Here is a 20,246-nt window from a genome sequence, read left to right on the forward strand (position 1 = left end):
CGCTAGAACAAGCTTCCACTGTCTTCGCTGTCCTCATCATCTGAGGCGCCACTGGAGAAAATATCGTCTCCGTATAGGCTATTACTTGAGTTGTCTGGTTCATACTCAGTTGGCGCTGTGCCCTGCAAGAAGTACTCAAATCGAGACGTCTCATCTGCTTTTTGAGTCAGCAATCCAGAGCTACGATCAATACGTGCTTGAATAATCTTGCGTGGTACGCGCTTGCGCTGTACTGGTGTATCTTCCAGCGCTACCTTCATGAAGTCGACCCATGCTGGTTGGGCGGTTCGAGCACCGGCTTCACCACCAGAAACCTGGCTCTTACCTAGGTTAGCGTTTTTCTCAGTACGGCCAAGGTTACGATCATGGCTATCGAAGCCCACCCAAGTTACCGCCACTACGTTTGGACCATAGCCACTGTACCAAGCATCTTTCGAAGAGTTAGTGGTACCTGTCTTACCGCCAACATCCCGGCGTTTTAGGGCTTGAGCACGGAAACCTGTACCGTTCCAGCCGGTGCCTTTAGACCAGTTACCGCCACCCCAAACATTGCTGTACATCATTTCACGCACTAGGAATGCCGTTTGTGGTGTGATAACTCGAGGTGCATAGCGAGGCGTGTCGTCTACTGACTCTACCTTTTCACCTTCCTCATTGGTCAGCTCGGTGAGCTCGATGTCTTTGTTTTCAGCGTACTCTGAAACATCGCTGACTAACTCGTTGTCACAGTTCTTTTTACAGATAACCGTTGGGTTTGCTTCGAAGCGGACTTCACCGTAAGGGTTTTCAACGCGCTCAATGTAGAAAGGCTCTACATAGTAGCCACCGTTGGCAAATACTGAATAACCCTGCGCCATCTGTACCGGCGTTAAGCTACCTGCACCTAAAGCAATGGTCTCTGAGCGCGGAGTATTCTTCTTAGCAAAGCCAAATCGAGTGAGGTAGTCACGTGTATCGTCAAGACCTACTGAGCGCAATACACGAACCGCCATTACGTTCTTCGATTGAGCAAGACCGATACGAAGACGTGTTGGCCCAAGGTAGGTTGGCGGTGAGTTCTTAGGTCGCCATGCCGTACCTGCACTTTCATCCCACTGGTTGATAGGGGCGTCGTTGATCAAGGTCGCTAGAGTCATGCCGTCATCGATTGCTGCAGAATAGATGAATGGCTTGATGCTAGAGCCCACCTGACGTAGAGACTGAGTGGCACGGTTAAACTTGTTATGCACAAAGTTAAAGCCACCCACTAGAGAGGTAACACGACCTGATGTAGGCTCAATAGACACCATCGCCGTATTCGCATTCGGGATCTGGCTTAAACGCCACACGATAGGCTGCTGCTCTTCTGCCGCTTCTTCCTCTGCCTCAGTGGTAGGGGCCGGGGTTAAAGCGCGAGCAATATCGGTTGGACGAACCCATACTTGCTGACCCACTTCGACGATGTCAGAAGCGCTTTTTGGTGCGGGGCCTTGTCTTTCATCTGTTTTGTAGCGGCGAGCCCAACTCATGCCATCCCATTCTATGGTTTGGTAGCCATGACTCTTAACAAATACCTGAGCGGTTTTGCCTTCTACTTTGGTGACGACTGCTGGGCGCATAGCGCCATAGCTAGGTTGAGAACGAAGGTATTTTTGAATTTCATCCTGGTCCATTGCTGTCGCAGAGGGCTCCCAAGCAACCTTTTCTTCACCGCGATAACCGTGACGTTCATCGTAGCTGATCAGATTATTAACCGCGGCAATGTTGGCCGCGTTTTGCAGCTTAGAATCAACGGTTGTGTAGATGCGCATTCCAGAGGTATACGCTTCTTCTTCACCAAACTTTTTCACCATCCATGCACGAGCAATCTCTGCTACATAGGGTGCACGTACTTGAATCTCTGCGCCGTGCGCTTCGCCGGTTAGATCCTCTGCTCGGGCTTCATCAAATTGCGCCTGAGTGATTTTTTTCTCGCTTAGCATGCGACCTAACACTACGTTTCGACGTGTGGTTGCACGATCGATTGAGTAGATTGGGTTCATGGTTGACGGGGCCTTAGGTAGGCCTGCAATGACAGCAAGTTCACCTAAGCTCAAATCTTTCAGCTCTTTACCGAAGTAAACCTGCGCCGCAGCACCTACACCATAGGAGCGGTGTCCTAGGTAAATTTTGTTCAGGTAAAGCTCAAGGATTTCTTGCTTGGTCAGCAGTTGCTCAATATGGACTGCGATAAATATCTCTTTGATTTTACGCATTATTTTCTTCTCGTTGGACAAGAAGAAGTTTCTGGCTAACTGCTGGGTAATGGTACTTGCACCTTGGCTGGCAGAACCTGTTGAGATAACAGCGATTGCGGCACGGGTAATACCAATTGGGTCAAAACCAAAGTGTTCGTAGAAACGACTGTCCTCGGTAGCGATAACCGCATCGACTAACTCTTGTGGCATTTCGTCCAACGTAAGAGGAATACGGCGCTTTTCACCAAACTGAGCAATCAGTTTTCCATCGTGTGTATACACCTGCATCGGTGTCTGTAGTTCAACATCTTTCAACGTTGCCACGTCTGGCAATTGTGGTTTTAGGTAGTAATAAAAACCAAAAATTGTACCTAGCCCAAGAACAATGCAAGCCAGTGCAAGGACCAATGTAATCTTTATGAACTTCACCCAAGTTTCCTTGTTTTTGGAAGATTGAAATTTGCTCAGTTTTATAACGAGCGTAAACAATAACTTAGTGTAACCCCTTTTTTACCCTGCTACCTATATTTTTGATCTTTATCGCATTTAATAGGGATTTGTATGCTTTATTCCACGTTTTCCGGCATTTCGGTGCGCCAAAATAAGCTTGATTGTGTCGTGATCCGCCGTAGTAAAACGGGCTGGAAAATAGACGCTGCCTTCACATTTTTATGGGAAGAAAAACAAGACTGGAAAAGCGCATGGGCAAAGTTAAAAAAGCGGTTACCTAGATGGCGAAATTGTGTGTCAATAAGCCTTAATTTTGAAGAGGTGTTAAGTAAAAGTTCTGTAATAAATGCATCGTTACTCGAAGATGAGATCGCAATGCACGTTCAGGAGCAGCTCTCTAGCACAATCACCAAGGAGGAATTGGTACACGATTACAGAAAGAATGAGGTTATTAATGGCGAGCAGAAGCTTGAACTCTACATCTGTAAAAAAGACGCACTCACTCGTTTGTTAGAGCGATGTGCATTGTCAGTAGATGTAGTGGGCTGGGTATTGACTGATCTTCATGCGCTGAGCCAAGAGCTCGAATTACCTGATGAAAATAGGGTGGATGGCTTTATCGAAATAACGGAAGGCCGAATGGTGGTATCACTTAATCAACAAGGTCTGCCAATGGTTTTTGATATGACAAAGCAGGGTCTATCTGAGCTTTTTCAGAACTTAACTCACGCCTTTGCCAGCTTATCGGCTGATGCGGATAAAGAGAGGGTGACTTTGCTGGTCTATGGATGTGCAGACAGGATTGCTGAACTCAATAAGTTGTTCATGCATAACTCAGAAATCAACTTAGTTGATGCGTCGCTCACCCATACTGGAAAAGGCTTAACTTCTTTTGCCACCTATTACCCAGCGTTAGCCTGCGCAATGGGCGCTTACAGTTGGTCTAAGGCTTCTCAATGATTAACCTACTTCCCTGGCGAGAGAGGCAAGCATATCAGCAGAAGTGGAGGTTCTTCACCCGAGTTAGTGTGCCAAGTTTACTTACCATACTAGGGTTTATAGTCGTTTCTTTTCTGGAGCGGCAGTATCAACATAATCTCGAATTCGAGTTGAACACCCTTCAATCAGAAGTGATCAAAGTAAAGACGATTTACGCAGATGAAACGCAGGAGAACAACGAGCAAGCGCTGTGGCAAAAGAGGCTTACCCGATTGCAAAACCAGCAACGCCTCAGACAGTTACCTTTACCTATCGATGTGTTACCTGACAAATCTTCAATCGAGGGTGTCAGCTTGCTAGCGCTCCATTGTCTGATGCAAGAATGCGTCATAGAAGGAAGTGTCGAGGCTCTTTATCAATTGAGACCATTTATTGATGGTTTGGCCAGTGAGGCTCAGGTAAGGCATCTACAAATTGAACAATTGATGCCAATAATGACCGAAAAAGGCCAAGGCTCAAATCAGTTCAAAATTTCATTCCAGCTAGGCAGTAACTCATTTTGAGTTGGTTGCTGTTTTATGATTGGCGACGTTTATTCCAACTTCCCACAAAGTGGGTCAACACTTTCGGCCTTGCTATGGCCGTTATTATTGGAGGGATCCTTTGGAGTGTGTGGGGGCAACACAATAAGGCCATTCAGGCACAGCTACTCGATGAACTGGCTTTGCAACAACAGAGTCACCTTATGTATTTGAGAAAGTTGAAGCAGCTGGATGACCAGAAAATTGATTATCGAGACCGGTATCGAAAGCTAGCTGTCTCTGTACCTAACCCGCAATCCAAAACGGTTGTGTTTAACTATCTATCATCTGGTCTGACTGATTCATCAATGGAGATATCGTCTTGGCAATGGGAGCAACAGCAGCATAGTCAGCATCTAGTGGTAGACCTTAAAGGAAACTTCTCTGAGATAGCGCAGTTCTTGAGAAGGTGTATTCGCTTTTCTGAAGTGGTCACCATTAAGGAATTGAGTCTGTCTAGGCACTCTGTTGATACGACAAAGATTGATGGACGACTAAGGTTGAGCTTTTTTACAGTTGAAAGCGCAGAGTCCCAATAATATGCGCTCGATCTATTTACTCGTTATCACCTTATCTTTCGGACCATTTTCTTTGGCTTCCGAGCCTCAATGGTTCTCTTCACTAGATGACCAAGTAGAATTACCTCCCGTCGAGCCTAAGGAAGACTCGTTATCGCCATCACTCTCTGAGTCTGACTTCCCAACGGTAAGCCCGCCGATCAAACTCGAATCTCAATTGTTTGCGATTAAATACGCTAAGGCATCGGATATCGCCGCTATTCTCGATCATCACCGCAAGGTAGGCACGGTTTCTGAGCTTGGCTCGATTGCGGTAGATGAAAGAACCAATGCTCTGTTAATTTACGATCACCCTGACAATCTGCAACGAATCACCGAGATCATCGACTCACTCGACATTCCTGTAAAGCAAGTCCAAATAGAAGCCAGAATAGTGACCATTAATGAGGGGGAGTTAGATGAGATAGGAGTGCGGTGGGGGGTTACTAACATCAATGTCGACTCAAAAATCACCCCAAGTATTGAGGCGTCAAGGGGCAGTGTGGAACTTGAGGATCACCTAAATGTGAACCTAGGCCTTGCTAATCCGAACGCGTCAACCTTAGCCTTTCAATTGGCAAAGCTAGGCTCTGATACCCTCTTAGATCTAGAGCTTTCTGCCCTTCAAGCTGAATCGCGAGCGGAAATTATCTCTAGTCCTAGACTCATCACCACTAATAAACAGCCTGCATATATTGAGCAAGGCTCCGAAATTCCTTATCTAGAGGCTGCCTCGAGTGGCGCTACCTCTATCTCTTTTAGAAAAGCGGCGCTCAGTTTAAAGGTGGTTCCTCAAATCACCCCGGACAATAAGCTGGTTCTGGACCTGCATGTTACCCAAGATAGACCGGGTCAAGTGGTGAAAACAGGGATAGGTGAATCAGTCGCCATCGATACCCAGCGTATTCAAACGCAAGTTTTAGTGAATAATGGTGAGACCATAGTGTTAGGTGGCATCTATCAGAAAACCATCACTCGCAATGTGGAGAAGGTGCCCTATCTATCTGATATTCCTTGGCTTGGCCGCTTTTTTAAACGCACTTCTGACAAGTTTGGACGCAGTGAGTTGCTGATATTTGTCACGCCTTCCATCCTGTTTCCAAAAAAAGATAAAATATAATTTGCATTGTTGATGGCAAATCCAGATAATTTCGGGTCTTATCACGATTCATCTGTGAGGAACTTGGCGCCACTCATCAACACTGACTTTTATAGCAGTGACAGAGATGGCGATGTAATTTGACTTTAACGTTGTAATATACTGCTGAACATGGCTGAGAAACGTAATATTTTCCTTGTTGGCCCAATGGGCGCCGGCAAAAGCACAATAGGTAGACACCTAGCACAACAACTTCACATGGAGTTTGTTGATTCTGATACTGAAATCGAAGACCGCACTGGCGCTGATATCGCTTGGGTATTTGATGTGGAAGGCGAAGAAGGCTTCCGTAAGCGTGAAGAGGGTGTTATCAACGACCTTACTCTAGAACAGGGTATCGTTCTTGCGACTGGTGGCGGCTCAGTAATGAGTAAAGAAAACCGCAACCGTCTATCTGCACGTGGTGTAGTAGTGTATTTAGAAACTACTATCGAAAAACAACTTGCTCGTACTAACCGCGATAAAAAGCGTCCGCTTCTGCAAACTGATGAGCCTCGTGAGGTTCTTGAGGCTTTGGCTGCACAGCGTAACCCACAGTATGAAGAAGTTGCAGACTATACAGTTAAAACTGATGATCAGAGCGCAAAAGTAGTTGCAAATCAGATCGTTAAAATGTTGGAAGAGCGTTAATCTTCCAACGTTAATCTTACTGAGGAGTGCATCCCATGGAACGGATCACGGTAAGTTTAGGGGAGCGAAGCTACCCGATTTCAATTGGCGCTGGGTTATTGGGTGACCCAGCCCTCTTTTCAAGCCTTTTCCCATCATCTAAAGACCTATCACAACAACAAGTTGTTATTATCACTAATACAACAGTAGGTCCTCTGTACGCTGAAAAAGTTAAGCATCAGTTTGTTGAGCTAGAGTGTAAAACCCGAGTGCTAGAACTTCCTGACGGTGAGCAGTTCAAATCGTTGGAAACCTTCAACGATGTAATGAGCTTTTTGCTTGAAGAAAATTACAGTCGCGATGTGCTCTTGGTAGCACTGGGTGGCGGTGTAATTGGTGACTTAGTCGGTTTTGTCGCGGCATGCTATCAACGTGGCGTTGATTTCGTTCAGATCCCAACCACTCTGTTGTCTCAGGTGGATTCTTCCGTTGGTGGTAAAACGGCGGTCAATCATCCCTTAGGCAAGAATATGATTGGTGCCTTCTATCAACCAAAATCAGTGATCATTGATATTGATACCTTAGCAACCCTACCTGACAGAGAGTTTGCGGCTGGCATGGCAGAGGTAGTTAAGTACGGTATTATTATTGATAAGCCTTTCTTTGAGTGGATTGAACAGCATATTCAGTCTTTGACCGCATTGGAAAGCTCATCAATTACTAAAGCCATAGCCAACTGCTGTCAAATTAAGGCCGATGTCGTTGCTCAAGATGAAAAAGAGTCAGGTGTTCGAGCATTATTGAATCTGGGTCATACTTTTGGTCATGCTATTGAGGCTGAATTGGGTTATGGTAAATGGTTGCATGGTGAGGCTGTTTCTTCTGGTACTGTGATGGCCGCAAGAGCTGCAGCTCACGCAGATATGCTTGATTCTATTGATGTAGATAGAATCAAATCATTGCTAGAAGCTTGTCATCTGCCGGTTCATACCCCTGAGAGTATGTCGGGTGAAGACTTCATGAAGCATATGATGCGAGATAAAAAAGTTTTGTCAGGTCGTCTACGCTTAGTATTACCAGACGCAATTGGTAGCTCTAAGGTTGTCAGCGATATTGACCTAGACCATGTCTACCAAGCAATTGAGGACGGGCGAGAGTAAAGTAACACATAGGGATAGTTAATGAGCAAGGCTCAGAAAACAAGGACATTAGAGTTACAGTCTCAGTCGCAGTTGCTTGATAAGCTGCGTCTAATGACTCGATTTGGTTCAAATCTCGTTACCTTTATTGGCGCAAGGGGAGCTGGTAAATCTTGGCTCCTCAACCGTTACTTCTCGCACTTCGTTTCTACTTCCTATAAAGCACTGCTGTTGGGTGATGCTTATTTGTCTGAACAGGACATTAAGCAAGCAATATTCCAGCAACTGATCCCTAATGGCTCAATCGATGCTGACCTCAGTCTCTTTGATAATCTAGATAATGAATTAGGATTGCAGACTGCCGAGTTTGTTATCTTAGTTGATGATGCCAGTTTACTCTCTGAAGAGAATTTACTTCTACTTTGGAGCTTAGTAGAGCGCATTCAAGCTCACCCTACCTGGACTTTGAGCTTGATTTTGGCCTGTGGTCCTGACTTGCTAAGCAAGAAGGTGTTGCCACTCAGTCGACAATTTAATGTGCAGCCTATTGAGCTTCAGATCGATCCGCTTCGCCAAAGTGAAGCTGAGTTCTTTTTAGAGCTGATGGTGCTTAGAAAATTTGAAAGCCTCAAGAAACGAGACAAAATCCGTAAGAAAGCACAGCGATGTGCTCGATACCCAGGTGAGCTCATTGCTCTAGGAAATAAAGTGAAATCAACTAAATCAGCCTTGCCTTCGCACAATGGCTCTGCCAAATCTGGCATTATTATTACCTTACTGGTGATTTTATTAGGTCTTATCGCTTGGTGGTTATTATCGGGATCAGGGAAGCCGACAGGCAGTGAGCCGGCTCCAATCACTCAGTCTGAAAGTGTAGAAAGTCAAAACGAACTCTCGCTCTCTGGTGAGAGTAGTGAGGTTGTGGATTTCTCGGCGAAAGAGCAAGACACCCTTGTCGATGACACTAAGGAACTGCCTCCTCCCGTGACCGATAAAACCGTTACCTTGGCAGACAATAGTAATGGCAGACACCGAGTGGTTGTTCCTGATGAGGTGGTTGATTCATTAATAGAGACTGAATCAAAGGTGGTAGCCCCATCCTCTCAACAAGTGGAACCTGTGGCAAAAAGCGAAGACAAACCGGCAAGCAATGCGGTCAACTTCTCATTTGCCAGAGAAGAACTCATGGGAATCAGTGCGAAGCGTTACACTATCCAGCTTGGCGCTTTGAGAACCATGCGTGAGGTGCAATCCTTCCTGGATACCCACCAAATGCAAGATGAAACTCGAATCTATCCTACGCTTCGCTCTGGAAAGAAATGGTACATCATTACCTATGGTGACTATCGCTATGTGAAGCTCGCTAGCCAAGGCATTGCCGAGCTGCCAGAGGCGGTTCAAGAGGTAGGCCCTTGGGTCAAGTCAATGGCACAAGTACATAAAGAGATTGAAGCGGGAAAATAACACTGAGATGAGCTTCATTTTATGTTACATTCCGCGTCCTATAAATTATGGGTAGTGAAGACCAGCAATGAAAAAACAACGTGCCTTTTTAAAGTGGGCAGGTGGCAAATATGGACTCGTTGATGATATTCAGCGTCATCTGCCACAAGCAAAAAAGCTGGTTGAACCTTTTGTTGGTGCAGGCTCGGTTTTCTTAAATACTGACTACGAGCAGTATTTGCTTGCAGACATTAACCCAGACCTTATCAATCTTTATAACCTTTTGAAGAATGATCCGCAGCCTTATATCAATGAGGCCAAGCGTATGTTTACGTCTGAATACAACCAAAAAGAGGTGTATTTAGAGGTTCGTAGACAGTTTAACGCCACCGATGACATTCTTTTCCGCTCTGTCGCTTTTCTGTATATGAATCGATTTGGTTTTAACGGCCTGTGTCGATACAACAAGAAGGGTGGATTCAATGTTCCCTTTGGTTCTTACAAGAAACCTTATTTCCCAGAGCAAGAGCTAGAGTTTTTTGCTGAGAAAGCGAAGAAGGCAACGTTTGTCTGTGAGGGTTACCTAGAAACCTTCAAGCGTACTCGTAAGGGAAGCGTGGTTTACTGCGACCCTCCCTATGCTCCACTATCAACGACAGCGAACTTCACCACTTATTCGGGTAATGGTTTCTCTTTGGATGACCAAGCGGCTCTAGCTGATGTTGCTGAGCGCACCGCAAATAAGCGTGGCATACCTGTGCTGATCTCTAATCACGATACCATGCTAACTCGTCGTTTATATCACGGCGCAGAGCTGAATGTGGTGAAGGTTAAGCGTACCATCAGTCGCAATGGCGCAGGGCGAAATAAGGTTGACGAACTATTGGCTCTGTTCAACAGCGCCGACTGATTTCCCCTTTGTTATCGCAACAATGATAATCATTTCAAATTTGTCCTTTTAGTTTATCGTTTGCTTTTGTAGAATTGCGCGCAAATTGAACGCCTTATACAGGGGACAGGTATGACCGATTTTCTTATTGCTCCATCTATTTTATCCGCGGATTTTGCTCGCTTAGGTGAAGATGTTGAGCGTGTGCTCGCAGCTGGCGCCGATGTGGTGCATTTTGATGTGATGGACAACCACTACGTTCCAAACCTGACCTTTGGTGCCCCGATCTGTAAGGCACTGCGTGACTACGGAATTACCGCACCTATCGATGTGCATCTAATGGTTAAGCCGGTAGATGCTATCGTCCCTGAGTTTGCCAAAGCGGGCGCAAGCATGATCACCTTTCACGTTGAAGCGTCTGAGCACGTTGACCGTACTCTGCAGCTCATCAAAGAACATGGCTGTAAGGCGGGTGTGGTACTTAATCCTGCAACACCACTTTCTCACCTAGACTACATCATGGACAAGGTTGATATGATCTTGCTGATGTCGGTAAACCCGGGCTTTGGCGGCCAATCTTTCATTCCAAATACTCTGGATAAACTGCGTGCTGTGCGTGAACGTATTGACGCAAGTGGTCGTGATATTCGTCTAGAGATTGATGGTGGTGTTAAGGTCGACAATATTCGTGAGATTGCTGAAGCGGGCGCAGATATGTTTGTTGCAGGCTCAGCTATCTTTAACCAGCCTGATTACAAGCAAGTGATCGATGAAATGCGCGCTGAACTGGCGAAGGTGAAATAACTTGTCATCAAATACTATTAAGCTTCTCGCATTTGATCTCGATGGAACGCTACTGGATAGCGTTCCTGATTTGACAGCAGCTCTAGATCTCGCAATGAAGGCGGTAGAACGCCCTGGGGTGTCAGAAGCTCAAGTGAGAGAGTGGGTCGGCAATGGTGCTGATATACTTGTTGGGCGTGCTTTGAGCCAGAATATCGAGATTGATGCGAGTCTGACAGATGAAAGCAGAAGCGAAGCGAGAGAGCTTTTTGACCGCTTTTACGGCGAGTGTGGCCACTCGAACAGCACGCTTTACCCGACGGTGAAAGAGTCATTAATTGGCTTGCAGCAGGCGGGTTATCGATTAGCGATTATTACCAATAAACCATACCAATTTGTGCCAGAGATTCTTCAGCAGCACGGTATTGCGGATCTGTTTGTTGATGTCTTAGGTGGCGATAGCTTAGCTAAGAAGAAACCTGACCCAATGCCTCTGGCTCACTTGATGGACAAGCAGCAGGTTTCTCAATCAGAGATGATCATGATTGGCGATTCTAAAAACGACATCTTGGCTGCTAAGAATGCGGGAGTCATGTCTGTTGCCTTGCCATATGGGTATAACCATGGTGAACCTATCGAGCAGTCGAACCCAGATCACCTGATTCAAGACCTCTCTCAACTCCCCGAGTTGCTTACTCGCTGCTAGAGACAGTAATGAGCCTGAAATCTCAACTTAGGCTCATTTTCCTGTTTTTTTTCTTTCAATATACTCATCGATGAGTACACTGCTTTATCGTATAAAAATTTTATTCTAGAAGTATTGAGGAAGTAATTATCATGACCACTAAACCAATAGTGTTGAGCGGTGTTCAGCCGTCTGGTGAATTAAGCATTGGCAACTATCTTGGTGCTTTGCGTCAGTGGCATCAGATGCAAGATGATTACGACTGCCAGTACTGTGTTGTTGACCTTCATGCCATTACCGTTCGTCAAGACGCAAAGGCACTGCACGAAGCAACGCTAGACGCACTTGCTATCTGTCTTGCAGTAGGCGTAACGCCAGAGAAAAGCACGCTGTTTGTTCAGTCTCACGTACCTGAGCATGCTCAGCTGGGCTGGATTCTAAACTGCTACACCCAAATGGGTGAGTTAAACCGCATGACGCAGTTTAAAGATAAATCTCAGCGCTATGCGAATGACGTTAATGTGGGCCTGTATGACTACCCTGTGTTAATGGCTGCGGATATTTTGCTGTACGGTGCACACCAAGTGCCAGTGGGTAACGACCAGAAGCAACACCTAGAGTTGGCCCGCGATATCGCAAACCGCTTTAACAACATCTACAGCACACCAGAAGCGCCAATCTTCCAAGTGCCTGAGCCGTACATCCCAACAGTGAACGCTCGCGTAATGAGCCTTCAAGATGCGACTAAGAAGATGTCTAAGTCTGATGATAACCGTAAGAACGTTATCACCCTTCTTGAAGAGCCAAAATCTATCATTAAGAAGATTAATAAAGCGCAAACGGATCCAGATAACCCGCCTCGTATCCTGCATGATATCGAGAACAAGGCTGGTATTGCTAACCTAATGGGACTGTACTCTGCGGCGACGGGTAAAACCTTTGCTGAGATCGAAGCGCAGTACCAAGGCGTTGAAATGTACGGTCCTTTCAAGAAAGATGTGGGTGAGGCGGTGGTTGCTATGCTTGAGCCAATCCAGTCTGAATACCACCGTATTCGCCAAGATATGCCGTATCTGAACGAAGTAATGAAGGCTGGTGCTGAGAAAGCATCAGCGAAGGCTGCTGTGACTTTAGATAAGGTTTTCGACGCGGTTGGCTTTGTTAAGCGTCCGTTTTAAGATCTTGGTCAAATAAGTTGTGATAGAATGCCATCGCCGTCAAGGTGGTGGCATTTTTAGTTTGGATTCTGGCATGCTGTTGATCATTGATAATTACGACTCCTTTACTTACAACCTATATCAGTACTTTTGTGAGTTAGGGTGTGACACTAAGGTCGTTCGTAATGATGCGATTACCATTGCCGAGATCCACGCGCTGCAACCGCAAGCCATCGTTATCTCGCCGGGTCCTTGCACCCCAAATGAAGCCGGCATTTCTCTGCAAGTCATTCAAGAGTTTATGGGACAACTGCCTTTGCTTGGCGTATGCCTTGGGCATCAAGCGATCGCCCAGGTGCTTGGTGGAAAGGTGATTCGCGCTGATAAAGTCATGCACGGTAAAACTTCCCCAATACAACATACCAACACAGGTGTGTTTTCTGGGCTTAATAACCCGCTAACGGTCACCCGTTATCACTCCTTGATTGTAGAGAAAGAAACCCTCCCAGAATGTCTCGAGATAACCGCCTGGACCCTCGACGAAAAAGGGCAACAAAAAGAGATTATGGGCTATCGCCATAAGACGCTACCCGTTGAGGCGGTTCAGTTTCATCCAGAATCGATAAAAACAGAGCAGGGTCATGAGATCCTAGCTAACTTCCTTGCTCGTATCCCGCAAACATAAAGCATATCTATTGAAATTCCTTGCATAACATTTTTGTTACTTATTCTTCGTGAAAATGAGGTTTGTTATGCAACATGATCACTTTTTCTTGTCTGTTGCTCGAATAGCGTCACACCGCTCACATTTTGCACGGTAAATTAGTCTATTTAGACGTATTTTCCTCTTGAAATGGTTAATAAATTGTAAATACAATGCTTGTACAGAGGAAATGTCTCCAGCAATGCATAAATAGCGAATTTTTTAATTGCGAGGGGAGTGCATAAAGGAGTGCAGAATATGACAGATGTAACGCGTAAAGATTTCGATGAAGTGATGGTCCCTTGTTATAACCCGATGTCGATAATTCCGGTTCGAGGTGAAGGGGCGCGAATCTGGGATCAGCAAGATAAGGAATACGTTGATTTTGCTGGCGGTATCGCGGTGAGTTGCTTAGGTCATTGTCACCCAGTGATGGTAGAGGCACTCACTAAGCAAGCGAATCAGTTATGGCACCTTAGCAATGTAATGACCAATGAGCCCGCTTTGCGTTTGGCTAAAAAACTGGTCGAGCTGAGCTTTGCAGATAAGGTCTTCTTTGCTAACTCCGGTGCAGAAGCTAATGAGGCAGCACTTAAACTGGCTCGTCGCTATGCTGTGGATGAGTTTGGTGAGCACAAATCTAAGATCATCGCCTTCAATCAAGGCTTTCATGGTCGTACCTTCTTTACAGTGACAGTGGGTGGTCAATCGGCTTACTCGGATGGCTTTGGCCCTAAACCGGGTGATATCGAGCATATCCCATACAACGACATTAAAGCATTCGAAGCCGCAATCTCCGATGAAACCTGCGCGGTCATGATGGAGCCTCTACAAGGGGAGGGTGGCATCATTGCTCCGACTTCTGAGTTTGTACAAACAGTCCGCGAACTGTGTGACAAGCACAACGCATTATTGATCTTCGATGAGGTGCAAACGGGCAACGGTCGTACTGGCGATTTCTACGCATACCAAGGCTTAGGTGTCACACCTGATATCTTGAGCACCGCTAAGTCTCTTGGTGGTGGTTTTCCGGTTGGCGCTATGCTGACGACAGAGAAGCTGGCTAAACACCTTAAGATTGGCACTCACGGCTCGACCTACGGTGGCAACCCATTAGCGTGTGCGGTAGCTGAAGCTGTCGTTGGACATGTTTCTCAACCTGATGTTCTACAAGGCGTAAAAGAGCGTGAAGGGTTATTCCGTGCAGAGCTAGAACGCATCAATGCTAAATACCCAATCTTTGCTGAGTTCAGAGGTAAGGGCTTGCTGCTTGGCGCTGAGCTGAACGATGACTGGAAAGGTCGCTCTCGTGATGTATTGGTGGCTGCGGGTGAAGAAGGCCTGATGGTGCTGATTGCAGGCGCTAACGTGGTTCGTTTCACTCCTTCGCTGGTGATCACGCCAGAGGAAATCAAGCAAGGATTTGAGCGCTTTGAAACGGCTGTAGCTAAGTTATACAACGCGTAGTTTTCTATCAGGAGGATAGTGGGATGTTAGTAGTACGCCCAATTTTAAAGGATGATTACGATGCATTGCACTTGTGCGCAGAGGAGTCCGGTCACGGATTTACCTCTTTGCCAGTCAATGAAGAGTTGCTTACGAGTAGAATTGATCACTCAGTAAATAGCTTTCAAAAACCAGAGGTGACTGAACCCGGTGATGAAGGCTACCTGATGGTCGGTGTTGATTGTGATACGGGTGAAGTAGCCGGTACTACAGGCATAGAAGCCTCGATAGGTTGGGATACCCCTTTTTATTCGTACCATATCAGCAAGGTTGTACATTCGTCGCCAAAACTGGGCGTGAATAATGTCGTGAAGCTACTGACCTTTGGTAACAACTACACCGGGTGCAGTGAAATCTGCACCTTGTTCCTGCGCCCTAAGTTCCGTGGTGGACTGAATGGTCGATTGTTGTCTAAGTGCCGCTTCTTGATGCTAGCGGAGCATCCTCATCGATTCTCTAAGACTATCTTTGCGGAGATGAGAGGGGTCTCTGATGAAAAGGGCAACTCTCCATTTTGGGAGTGGTTGCAGGAGCACTTCTTCTCTATCGATTTCACTATGGCTGATTACCTCACTGGTATTGGCAAGAAAGGCTTTATTGCTGACCTGATGCCAAAGCTGCCGATCTACATCAATCTATTGAGTAAAGAGGCACAGGAGGTGATTGGTGAAGTACACGATAATACCCGCCCAGCATTGAAACTGCTTGAGAACGAAGGCTTCACTTGTCGAGACTACGTCGACATCTTCGATGCGGGTCCAACGGTGGAGTGTGACCTTCGCAATATTGACACCGTGCGCCATTCATTTAGGGCTCAAGTGTCGGTTGCAGAGCATGGCAGCTCTACTAACTATCTCATTAGTAATACCTCGTTTGAGAATTTCAGAGCCGTAGCTCAACAAGCGGCATTTGATGCTGAAACTCAAAGCGTCATTCTCAGCCCTAAAGTCGCAAACGCTCTTCAAGTTAAGAGCGGTGATTGGGTTCGAATGGCGGCAGTGTAAACAGAACAACAAGGACGAATTAGATGGAAACGCATTTTATCGCGGGTGAGTGGATTTCAGGGCAAGGCCATGATGTGCACTCTTTATCTCCTTACAACAGTGAGGTTATCTGGCAGGGTCACTCTGCGAGCAAAGGGCAGGTAGAGCTGGCTGTTTCAAGTGCGCGACATGCGTTTTTGAGCTGGAAAAAATGTTCTTTTGAACAGCGTGAGCAAATCGTATTGCGCTTTGCTGAACTGGTTAAAGAAAACGCCGAGTTGATTGCCGAGACGGTAGCTAAAGAGACGGGCAAGCCATTATGGGAAACTCGCACTGAAGCTGCTGCGATGGCAGGCAAGATTGCGCTATCCATTAAGTCGTACCATGAGCGAACAGGCACCAAGCACAAGCAGGTTGCGGGCAACGATGTCACCTTGCAACATAGACCGTTGGGCGTATTGGCTGTATTTGGCCCGTATAACTTCCCTGTGCATCTTCCTAATGGGCATATCGTGCCTGCGCTATTGGCAGGTAATACCGTGGTGTTTAAGCCGTCTGATCTAACGCCACTGTGTGGCGAGCTTGCCGTGAAGCTTTGGCATGAAGCGGGCTTACCGAATGGTGTCATCAACCTAGTCCAAGGCGGTAAAGATACCGGCATTGCACTGGCTGATTCAGCGCAGATTGATGGGCTGTTGTTTACTGGTAGTGCTAACACTGGTCATATCTTACATCGCCAGTTTGCTGGGCAACCTGAAAAAATGCTGGCGCTGGAAATGGGTGGCAATAACCCTCTGATTGTCGGTGAAGATTTTGGTGAGCTGGATGCTGCGGTTCACACTGTAGTGCAGTCTGCCTTTATTAGTGCGGGGCAAAGATGTACCTGTGCTAGGCGCTTGTATGTTGCCAGAGGTGACGCGGGCGATAAGCTCATTGCCAAGTTAGTGAAGGTGACTGGTCAGCTAAAAATGGATCAGCCATTTGCTGAGCAGCAACCCTTTATGGGCACCCTTATCTCACGCACGGCAGCGGAGCAGATTGTGGCAGCGAAACAGTCGTTGATAGACCTTGGCGGCAAGCCTCTATTGGATGGGAAGTTGCTGGATGATGCCTTTGTTGAGGCGAGCATCTTAGATGTTACTGACATCAAGGCATTGCCTGATGAAGAGTACTTTGGTCCCTTGCTGCAGATCGTTCGTTACAACGACTTCGCAGAGGCCATAGAGCTGGCGAACAACACTAAATATGGCCTATCGGCCGGTCTGATTTCTATTGATGATGCTCAGTGGGAGCTCTTTTCTGACGAAATTCGTGCTGGCATAGTCAACCGTAATCGCCCTATCACAGGAGCGAGCGGTGATGCGCCATTTGGCGGCCCCGGTGCGTCAGGTAACCTTCGTCCAAGTGCATTCTATGCCGCAGATTACTGTGCATATCCTATGGCTTCTATAGCAGGAGATGCGCCAATAATGCCTGAAACATTGTCTCCAGGTATTCAATTCGACTAGTCATCAACAAAGTACTATCAAGGAGGGGTTATGGGTGTCCAAAAGCTATTTGACCAACTGTGGAGTGATTTTAATGGCAGGCTTTGTCCGTCATCGCACACCATTCATGAGCTATTAAAGCAAGATAAGGCGCTAATCAACGATCACATTGCGCTGCGTACCTTCAATTGTTCACCCATAGGCCTAGAGGTATTGGCGAAGCCATTTATCGAGCTTGGCTATAAAGAGGGTGGTGACTATCTCTTTAAAGCGAAAAAGCTGGTTGCTAAGCATTATCAACATCCAGACCCTAATATGCCTAAGGTATTCATCAGTCAGTTGCAACTCGAGCAGTGTTCAAGCGAGTTGCAGGCGATTGTGAAAAAACTATCGGAACAAATTGATCCAAGTAAATTGCAAGGCTCTGCGTTTTTACATGGTGGTCGTTTGTGGGACCTGAGCTTTGAAGATTATCAAAGCCTAGCCAAAGAAAGTGAGTATGCCTCATGGGTAGCTGCACATGGCTTTGGTGCCAATCACTTTACCGTGAGCGTCAATCAATTGGCTCAGTTTGAAGAGGTATCTGAGGTGAATACTTTCCTTAAGGATAACCAATTTGCCATCAACGCTTCCGGCGGAGAGGTGAAGGGCTCTTCTGAGGTACTGTTAGAGCAATCCTCTACAATGGCGGATAAGGTTAAGGTTGTATTTTCTGATGGCGTACAGAGCGTTCCAGGTGGCTTCTATGAGTTTGCCAAGCGCTATGAGGTGTCTGCAGGAAACCTATATCAAGGCTTTGTTGAAGCGTCAGCGGATAAGATCTTTGAGAGTACCAATAATTAGGTAACTAGCTGTCAGTTAGAAGCTCTCAGCTAGAAGAGATAAAAAACGCCGTCATATGACAGCGTTTTTTTATATCTGGCTACTTTAGAGTGGATTAGCGAGTGCCGTAAACCACAATAGTTTTACCGTGTGCAGAGATCAGGTTCTGCTCTTCAAGCATCTTCAAGATACGACCAACGGTCTCACGAGAACAACCTACAATCTGACCAATCTCTTGACGAGTGATCTTGATTTGCATGCCGTCTGGGTGAGTCATTGCATCAGGTTGCTTCGCTAGGTTCAGTAGAGTCTGTGCGATACGACCAGTAACGTCTAGGAACGCAAGATCACCGACTTTCTGGCTAGTTACCTGCAGACGGTTAGCCATTTGCGAAGAAAGACGCATTAGGATGTCTGGGTTAACCTGAATTAGCTGACGGAATTTTTTGAATGAGATTTCAGCAACCTCACATGGTGATTTAGCACGTACCCAAGCAGTACGCTCTTGATCATCTTCAAAAAGACCTAGTTCACCGATGAAGTCACCTTGGTTTAGGTAAGAAAGAATCATTTCTTTCCCTTCTTCATCTTTGATCAGTACGGCAACCGAACCCTTAACGATGTAGTAAAGAGTTTCTGCTTTTTCACCAGCATGGATCAGTGTGCTTTTTGAAGGGTATTTGTGGATGTGGCAGTGTGACAAAAACCATTCTAACGTTGGATCTGTTTGAGGTTTACCTAAAACCATATTCTTATCTTCCTCTCTCAGCGAGTATAATTATGTTCCCTGACCTCGCCATATAAGGGGAGCGGGGTGTAGTTGCTGCTACTACTTCAAATTTTATCAGTACGAATAGTATCTTTTTTTTAAGTACATTTCTTGATTTTGATCGGTTTGAATTGTCGATTTTACAAGCAAAACCGTGTCCTCAATCACACTCTGAGACAAGAGTGCGACTCAGATTCAAAATTAGCCGATCTTACCCGTCTCTAGTAATTGTTGCAGTATAGGACGAATAATCAATTCCATAGCAAAACTCATTTTTCCTCCTGGGACAACCAAAGTATTGTGACGAGACATAAATGAGCCATCGATCATTGCCAATAGATAGGGGAAGTCGACATTCTTAAAGCCACGCATACGAATGACCACAAAGCTTTCATCTAAACTAGGGATTCCTTTGGCGTTTAGAGGGTTTGAGGTGTCAACGGTAGGCACTCGCTGGAAGTTGATGTGTGTGCGCGAAAACTGTGGGGTAATGAAGTTCAGGTAGTCGTCCATTGATCGCACAATAGAGTCCATCACCGCTTCTCGTGAGTGTCCTCGATCGCGAGTATCGCGAACGAACTTTTGAATCCACTCAAGGTTAACGATAGGCACCATGCCAATCAGCAAATCAACATGCTTAGCAACGTTACAGGTGCTGTCTACGACGCCACCGTGCAAGCCTTCATAGAAGAGAACGTCGCTTTCTTGTGGCAGTTCTTGCCATGGGGTGAAGGTACCCGGCATTTGATTGTATGGCACGGCTTCGTCGAAGGTGTGCAGATAGCGACGCACCTTTCCTTCGCCTTTTTCGCCAAAGTCCTTGAAGAAGTTTTCAAGTGCAGGGAAGTCATTGGCTTCAGGGCCAAAGTAACTGATATGTCGACCCTGCTCTTTCGCTTTTCGAATAGCCACATCCATCTCTGGACGGGTGAAACGGTGGAAGCTGTCGCCTTCAACCCAGGCGGCCTTTGCATTCATCATGTTGAACATTTTGCGAAAGGCTTCTGATGTAGTGGTGGTTCCGGCTCCTGAAGAGCCCGTTACCGCTATAATGGGGTGCTTGGCTGACATGACTTTCCTTGTCTTGTGAGTGAATAAAGGTCAATTGTATACAAATCGAGTTTAACGATTGAGTGCTTATAAGAGTTTTGCGTCGTGGCTCACTTTTATATCGATGCTCTCATGTAGCTCTGAATAAACAATAACAGCTGTACCTTGTTGCAGCTGCCATTTGATTTGGTCTATCTTATCTTGCAGTGAGATCTCTACGTCTCCGTAGTCTGTTCCTTCTCTGAGAACAAACTCTTTTATCAGGCTATCCAGTGTTTCAGGAGCGATTTCTTTCCAAGGTACGATCATGGCTGAGGCT

18 protein-coding genes and 2 pseudogenes are annotated in these 20,246 nt (G+C 46.2%); 16 read left to right on the forward strand and 4 right to left on the reverse strand.

The features are described from left to right. Positions 1 to 2: 2 nt before the first annotated feature. A complete protein-coding gene (locus A6E01_RS01065; RefSeq protein WP_065209404.1) occupies positions 3 to 2,645 on the reverse strand; it encodes a penicillin-binding protein 1A in 2,643 nt (880 codons plus the stop codon). Between the two features lie 132 nt (positions 2,646 to 2,777). On the opposite strand from A6E01_RS01065, the gene A6E01_RS01070 reads away from it, so the two are divergent. The 16 genes and pseudogenes from A6E01_RS01070 to A6E01_RS01145 all read left to right on the forward strand — a co-directional run. Then, positions 2,778 to 3,626: a hypothetical protein gene (locus tag A6E01_RS01070; RefSeq protein WP_065209405.1), complete on the forward strand. Its 849-nt coding sequence runs from the start codon at positions 2,778 to 2,780 to the stop codon at positions 3,624 to 3,626. Then, positions 3,623 to 4,168, forward strand: coding sequence for a PilN domain-containing protein (locus A6E01_RS01075; protein WP_065209406.1), 546 nt, complete (start codon positions 3,623 to 3,625; stop codon positions 4,166 to 4,168). The genes A6E01_RS01070 and A6E01_RS01075 overlap by 4 nt, the downstream gene beginning before the upstream one ends. A gap of 74 nt (positions 4,169 to 4,242) precedes the next feature. Continuing rightward, complete coding sequence (gene pilO, locus A6E01_RS01080; RefSeq protein WP_237334481.1) at positions 4,243 to 4,725, forward strand: type 4a pilus biogenesis protein PilO; 483 nt, start codon at positions 4,243 to 4,245, stop codon at positions 4,723 to 4,725. Between the two features lie 181 nt (positions 4,726 to 4,906). Then, positions 4,907 to 5,863: pseudogene (locus A6E01_RS01085) on the forward strand (type IV pilus secretin PilQ); the annotation flags it as partial. 150 nt (positions 5,864 to 6,013) lie between these two features. Beyond that, complete coding sequence (aroK, locus tag A6E01_RS01090; protein ID WP_017029435.1) at positions 6,014 to 6,532, forward strand: shikimate kinase AroK; 519 nt, start codon at positions 6,014 to 6,016, stop codon at positions 6,530 to 6,532. A 35-nt stretch (positions 6,533 to 6,567) separates the two neighbouring features. Next, positions 6,568 to 7,671: a 3-dehydroquinate synthase gene (gene aroB / locus A6E01_RS01095; protein ID WP_065209409.1), complete on the forward strand. Its 1,104-nt coding sequence runs from the start codon at positions 6,568 to 6,570 to the stop codon at positions 7,669 to 7,671. A gap of 21 nt (positions 7,672 to 7,692) precedes the next feature. Next, positions 7,693 to 9,114 carry an SPOR domain-containing protein gene (locus tag A6E01_RS01100; protein WP_065209410.1) on the forward strand — a complete coding sequence of 474 codons (1,422 nt, stop codon included), beginning with the start codon at positions 7,693 to 7,695 and terminating at the stop codon, positions 9,112 to 9,114. A 67-nt stretch (positions 9,115 to 9,181) separates the two neighbouring features. Continuing rightward, complete coding sequence (locus tag A6E01_RS01105) at positions 9,182 to 10,003, forward strand: Dam family site-specific DNA-(adenine-N6)-methyltransferase (RefSeq protein ID WP_017029438.1); 822 nt, start codon at positions 9,182 to 9,184, stop codon at positions 10,001 to 10,003. Between the two features lie 111 nt (positions 10,004 to 10,114). Next, positions 10,115 to 10,786 (forward strand): ribulose-phosphate 3-epimerase, encoded by a 672-nt coding sequence (gene rpe / locus A6E01_RS01110; RefSeq protein ID WP_017029439.1) that lies wholly within the window; start codon positions 10,115 to 10,117, stop codon positions 10,784 to 10,786. A gap of 1 nt (position 10,787) precedes the next feature. Then, entirely contained in the window at positions 10,788 to 11,471 is a 684-nt protein-coding gene (locus A6E01_RS01115) for a phosphoglycolate phosphatase (protein WP_017029440.1), read from the forward strand. Positions 11,472 to 11,602: 131 nt separating this feature from the next. Continuing rightward, a complete protein-coding gene (trpS, locus tag A6E01_RS01120; protein WP_017029441.1) occupies positions 11,603 to 12,628 on the forward strand; it encodes a tryptophan--tRNA ligase in 1,026 nt (341 codons plus the stop codon). A gap of 73 nt (positions 12,629 to 12,701) precedes the next feature. Beyond that, positions 12,702 to 13,292, forward strand: coding sequence for an aminodeoxychorismate/anthranilate synthase component II (locus A6E01_RS01125; RefSeq protein ID WP_017029442.1), 591 nt, complete (start codon positions 12,702 to 12,704; stop codon positions 13,290 to 13,292). 276 nt (positions 13,293 to 13,568) lie between these two features. Further along, entirely contained in the window at positions 13,569 to 14,777 is a 1,209-nt protein-coding gene (locus A6E01_RS01130) for an aspartate aminotransferase family protein (protein ID WP_017031396.1), read from the forward strand. A 23-nt stretch (positions 14,778 to 14,800) separates the two neighbouring features. Continuing rightward, entirely contained in the window at positions 14,801 to 15,820 is a 1,020-nt protein-coding gene (astA, locus tag A6E01_RS01135) for an arginine N-succinyltransferase (RefSeq protein ID WP_065209411.1), read from the forward strand. 23 nt (positions 15,821 to 15,843) lie between these two features. After that, positions 15,844 to 17,307: a succinylglutamate-semialdehyde dehydrogenase gene (gene astD, locus A6E01_RS01140; RefSeq protein ID WP_065209412.1), complete on the forward strand. Its 1,464-nt coding sequence runs from the start codon at positions 15,844 to 15,846 to the stop codon at positions 17,305 to 17,307. A 24-nt stretch (positions 17,308 to 17,331) separates the two neighbouring features. Beyond that, positions 17,332 to 18,129 (forward strand): annotated as a pseudogene (locus A6E01_RS01145) (2-oxoadipate dioxygenase/decarboxylase family protein); the annotation flags it as partial. Positions 18,130 to 18,223: 94 nt separating this feature from the next. Here the strand turns inward: A6E01_RS01145 and crp are convergent. The 3 genes from crp to A6E01_RS01160 all read right to left on the reverse strand — a co-directional run bounded on the left by crp (position 18,224) and on the right by A6E01_RS01160 (position 20,236). Further along, positions 18,224 to 18,856 (reverse strand): cAMP-activated global transcriptional regulator CRP, encoded by a 633-nt coding sequence (gene crp, locus A6E01_RS01150; protein ID WP_017029447.1) that lies wholly within the window; start codon positions 18,854 to 18,856, stop codon positions 18,224 to 18,226. 222 nt (positions 18,857 to 19,078) lie between these two features. Continuing rightward, entirely contained in the window at positions 19,079 to 19,948 is an 870-nt protein-coding gene (locus A6E01_RS01155) for a phosphoribulokinase (protein ID WP_017029448.1), read from the reverse strand. 66 nt (positions 19,949 to 20,014) lie between these two features. Further along, a complete protein-coding gene (locus A6E01_RS01160; protein ID WP_017029449.1) occupies positions 20,015 to 20,236 on the reverse strand; it encodes a YheU family protein in 222 nt (73 codons plus the stop codon). Positions 20,237 to 20,246 lie beyond the last annotated feature (10 nt).

Origin of the sequence: Vibrio breoganii (genome assembly GCF_001677275.1) — a bacterium.
In the GTDB taxonomy this organism is placed as follows: domain Bacteria; phylum Pseudomonadota; class Gammaproteobacteria; order Enterobacterales; family Vibrionaceae; genus Vibrio; species Vibrio breoganii.